3 protein-coding genes and 3 pseudogenes are annotated in these 4,577 nt (G+C 43.1%); 3 read left to right on the forward strand and 3 right to left on the reverse strand.

The genetic code is table 11. From position 1 onward, the window contains the following. Positions 1-108 (forward strand): annotated as a pseudogene (locus H8S63_RS20445) (DDE transposase); the annotation flags it as partial. 17 nt (positions 109-125) lie between these two features. Further along, positions 126-992 carry an IS982 family transposase gene (locus H8S63_RS19545; protein WP_370527614.1) on the forward strand — a complete coding sequence of 289 codons (867 nt, stop codon included), beginning with the start codon at positions 126-128 and terminating at the stop codon, positions 990-992. Between the two features lie 474 nt (positions 993-1,466). Here the strand turns inward: H8S63_RS19545 and H8S63_RS19550 are convergent, their stop codons facing one another. Both H8S63_RS19550 and H8S63_RS19555 read right to left on the reverse strand, forming a co-directional pair. After that, positions 1,467-2,324 (reverse strand): GNAT family N-acetyltransferase, encoded by an 858-nt coding sequence (locus H8S63_RS19550; protein WP_007366527.1) that lies wholly within the window; start codon positions 2,322-2,324, stop codon positions 1,467-1,469. A gap of 11 nt (positions 2,325-2,335) precedes the next feature. After that, positions 2,336-2,713: a nuclear transport factor 2 family protein gene (locus tag H8S63_RS19555; protein WP_007366528.1), complete on the reverse strand. Its 378-nt coding sequence runs from the start codon at positions 2,711-2,713 to the stop codon at positions 2,336-2,338. 118 nt (positions 2,714-2,831) lie between these two features. Between H8S63_RS19555 and H8S63_RS19560 the strand changes: the two are divergent. Next, positions 2,832-3,110: pseudogene (locus tag H8S63_RS19560) on the forward strand (DUF418 domain-containing protein); the annotation flags it as partial. Positions 3,111-3,296: 186 nt separating this feature from the next. On the opposite strand, the pseudogene H8S63_RS19565 reads toward H8S63_RS19560, so the two are convergent. Then, positions 3,297-4,577, reverse strand: a pseudogene (locus H8S63_RS19565) (DNA methylase); the annotation flags it as partial.

Genomic DNA, 4,577 nt, shown 5'->3' on the forward strand with positions numbered 1-4,577 from the left:
GAATCTTTCAATGCTAAAATTAAACTATTCAGAGCAAACCTAAGAGGCGTAGCTGACAAGAGGTTCTTCCTTTTCCGCATCGCTAAACTATATGCGTATCCCCACTAAATTTCTACTGAGCCGAGATATGCAAGCAATTCTCTGAAAATCTCGTCAATGATTCGGGTAATGTTCCACGTCGTGGTCCTGTTCCCAAGTTTTCGGATTTGGAAGTGGTGGCGCTATCCCTGACGGCAGAGACCGAGAGCATTGATAGTGAGAAGTGGTTGTTCGACTATAAATTGCAAGAATACAAGGACAGCATTCCCAATCTCATATCAAGGAGACAGTTCAATGACCGCAGGAAGAAAACGTCAGGCCTGTGTGAGGAACTGCGCAAGCGGATTGCCATGGAAATGGATGGCGGAGAGGAACAATTCTTTGTTGACTCCAAGCCGATAGAGGTCTGTAGGGTTGCAAGAGGAAAACGTTGCAAGATGGGGCGTGCCGGCAATTTCTCGCAAGCTCCCGACTTCGGCTTCTGTGCTTCGCAGAACACGTATTATTTTGGTTATAAGTTACACGCTCTCTGTGGGTTAAGTGGAGTTATCCATTCCTATGATCTGTCAAAGGCAAGTGTGGCTGACCTCCATTATATGAAGGATGTAAAACATACTTATCACGACTGTAGCATCTATGGTGACAAAGGGTATATTGGAGCTGACGTACAGCTTGACTTGTTCGAAACCGCACACATAAGACTGGAGTGTCCGTATCGGCTCAACCAAAAGGATTGGAAACCGACATTCATTCCGTTTGCAAAGGCAAGAAAGAGGATTGAGACAATATTCTCACAACTTACAGACCAGTTCTTGGTCATCAGGAACTACGCGAAAATAACGAATGGTTTGTTTGCCAGAATCATTGGCAAAATTAGTGCACTTACCATTCTGCAATACGTAAACTTCATTAACGACAAGCCCATTGGCAGAATTAAGTATGCACTAAATTAATTCCGCCAACAGGTTTAGTAACTTCTTACAGGTGAATACTTGAATTCAAATCGTGGAGAAGTGAATAGACAGTATTACCCGACAGAGCAACTATGACAACGTAACGCCTTTACAAAAAAGTCGGTACACGAAACCCATAGACTAATTGTCTTGACCTAAAAGAGATTGGAATTTTCAGGACTGCCTATCACTTAGATAGAAGTCCAAGGTCTGCTGAAATACATAATTCAAAAATTGAAATTGCTTGACTGCAAATTTAGTAACTTTGCTTGACAAATTAACGAGAAAGAAGAGAAAATGAAAACCGACCGCATAACATCACCTATACGCAAGCAGGGCTTTCGTGCTTCGTAGGACAGTTAAGTGGTAAATTTAAAGTTCAGTTCTTCGTAGGAAGTTCAGTGGTTAAAATCCCTGCCTGCGTATAGCTGAGAACCGTTATTTGATGATGAGGGCTATTCATATAAATGTAGGTTAAATTTTTCTGACCATTTCAAACTGTTGTCCTTTTGGGGTAAGTCCTAATGATGACAAGAAACCAGTGACTGATTCACAATCGCAATCAACATTAGTAAATTTGAGTACATCGCTTTGAAAATGACTGACAGCACTTTTAAGCAAGGACTTACCTATTCCTTTACGCCGGTAATCTTTTGCAACTGCGAGGGATGAAATATCGCCTGATGCCGGTTCAAAGATAACAAATCCGACAAGTTCTTCTCTTTCATAAGCTCCCAATATGTCCAAATTGTCGATTCCGCGTTCCAGTGAAGCCCTGTCATTTTGCCATGAAGGATGAAAATCGAACCAGGCCGTTTGGTTAAGGCAGTTTTTTAAATCCGATGGGAGTATGCGACATGCGGTATGGTTTACTTGCAATACAGGAACAATATCGCTCAGTTTGGCAGAGTAGTAGTTGAAATTTCTCTGTGTTTCAAAGCCTAATTTGCGATATATTTTTATTGCTTTGTGATTGTGTTGCAAAACTTCCAGTACATATTGCCGAACTCCTTGTTGATATATCAATTCGAGGCTGAAAGTGAATATTTTTTGGGTTAGGTGTAATCCCCGGAATGAAGGTACGGTTCCCGTCCCTGTGTCATAGGCCGTCAAGATGTTGTTGTACATGCCTGTTCCGTTAAACACAAAAGAAATCAGCCGTCCTTCGAAAAATGCTCCGAAAGATAGTTGTGGATTGTATCCTCGTCGGTCGAGCATGCGTCGCAATTCATCCGCATTCAAAGAGAAATCATAATCTTTGAATGCGGATGAGAATGCCGCATACAAATCTTTGAAAGAAACGGACTCTAAAGAATGAATGATGATTCCCATATCGGACGGTGTTATGTGTTTGGATTTTTATCACTATTCTCTACGGTTAAACCGTGCTGTTTGAGAAAGCTGAGCTTATCCCAATAACCTCTTTGGAAAACGATTTTATCGTTTTGCACATGGAAGAATCCGCATCCTCGCAACCCGAGCGGATCTTTCCATTCCATGATAGCCCATTCTCCATCCTCGAATATATGCTCAACAATACAAACCATTTTTGAGGTTGCAAATTCATTTACAAACATTTTATGGATAGCTGTTTTTCCTATAACCGGGGTGTTTGCGACTTGATGGTTTATGGCATCCTGAGCGTATAAGTTTGCCAAAGCGACTGCATCGGCGGCGTTGAAGCAGTCAATCCATTCTTGTAGTATCTCTTTTGGCGTCATATTTTTCGTATCTTTTATTCTTTAATATTTAATTGTTGCTTTTTCCTCTATAAGTTAGAATTAGACATTTTTTCTAATTCCTTTTGAAATGATCATCAAAAACAAAATTAGTATTTTTTTCTGTTTTACTGATGATTCTGTAGAAATATTCTCGTTCATATTATTGTGTCATAAGGAACGTGTCAAAAAAGCGGTTTCCACATTACAGCTTTATGGTAAAATGAGTTTAACCAACTACATAACGCAATCTGTTGTCGGTACTGTTATCTATTTCCCATTCGTATTCTATTTAGCCCCTTATTGTGGGTATGCAGCAAGTTATCTTATCGAATTCACTCTCTTTGGGAGTCAAATATGGTTGTGCAAATGGTGGCTGACAAAACATAAACAAGGTTAGTTGGAATGTTTTTGGTATAATGTTTATAAACATAAATCAAGAAAGAATAAATAAATTTAATAGAGGCTGCCCAAAAAGAAAGAAATTCTTGCAATCACTCTTCTACAGATACTTGCAGAGGGGATAAGATTTACTTTTAGACCTTTTGGATAGCCCCTATTAATATTTTATATAAAATTCATAATTTTAAATTTTTATCCCTTTCGATCGGTTTTCATCCTTAAACTGAAAACCCGGACGCCCGATAATGATATGATTGGCAATGAAATTGCCAGACGGACTTCGTTTATCCATCGGGCTGCGAATCTGCGGGACATCATCGGTTTGTTGTGGCGATATGCTCCGTACACCTTCCGCATCTGGCTTGATCTCCTGCCCGTTCTTTTCTTTTTCGGTGACTTCCTGCGCGGGCGGCGCAAGCTCCAACTGTATCTTGCGGTCAAGCGCGGCAAGTTCGGACTTCAACTGTTTCAGTTCGTCCTCTTTCTTCCACACCTTGCCCGCTATCTCCTGCAACTGCGGAACCTCCTTTTCCAGCACCTCGTTCTTCGCCTTATACTGGTCGATGATGGACGGAATCCTCTCCAATGCATTCAGGAAATTACGTGCGGCGGCTACCGGGTCAGCCATCGCCAGATGCCCGTTGTTATAGGTGTATTTGTAATTCCCTTCCACCACGAAGCGATTGTCGGTAAATTCCAGCCCCTCTTTGAGTATCCTCTCGCTGACCACCATTATCGGGAAACCGTAAATCTCCCCGACAGGCTTGTACAAACCGCCCGTCGTGGCGTTCTTGGCTATCTCCTGCAAACGCTTTCCAATAACTTTTTCGTCGGTTGAATCCACGCCGTCCACCTTGACAATATTAAGGCGACTACCTTCCTTATCAGTCTGCACAACGGAAAGAAAACGGTTCCAGTCCTCCGTCATGGCTTCGATGACAGCCGTGTTGTTGCGCAGTTCCCCCGTCTTGGCTTCCAGCTTGAACTCCGAATCGCGCTTGCCCTTGTTGAACGACTTGCGTTCCCCTTCAAGCGATGCGATACGCTTCTCCAGTTTCGCCTTGTCCAAAAGGTCGGTATTGCCGGAGAGCAACGCCATGTACTCCGAGAAGTTCATGCCCGATTTCTCGTCCATAGCCCCCTCATCGATGGTACGTGCGCCCATCGCCCCGCTTTTGAGCTGCGAGATGAACGTCTGCTTGCAGTGCAGCAGGTTGAACTTGTAGCTGTCCAACGACTTTTCCACCGCGTAGATGATGACATCCACATTGTTCCCGGCAAAACGCTTGGCAATCTCGTTGCCCGCCCTAACTCCGCGTCCGTCACGCTGTTGCAGGTCGGATGGACGATCGGGTAGGTCAAGGGCATTACTGCCCTCTTCCCCCCTCAGAACCGTACGTGAGAGTTTCCCCTCATACGGCTCAAGCTTTTCTAAATCTCTATTCTTATATAGAGACCGGCTCAT

This window comes from Bacteroides sp. NSJ-39 (assembly GCF_014287315.1).
GTDB classification, from domain to species: domain Bacteria; phylum Bacteroidota; class Bacteroidia; order Bacteroidales; family Bacteroidaceae; genus Bacteroides; species Bacteroides finegoldii.

What these genes read in the sequence shown, in the direction of transcription:
- H8S63_RS19550 (WP_007366527.1), bottom strand. Translation starts at nt 2,324, where the DNA reads ATGGGAATCATCATTCATTCTTTAGAGTCCGTTTCTTTCAAAGATTTG.
- H8S63_RS19555 (WP_007366528.1), bottom strand. Translation starts at nt 2,713, where the DNA reads ATGACGCCAAAAGAGATACTACAAGAATGGATTGACTGCTTCAACGCC.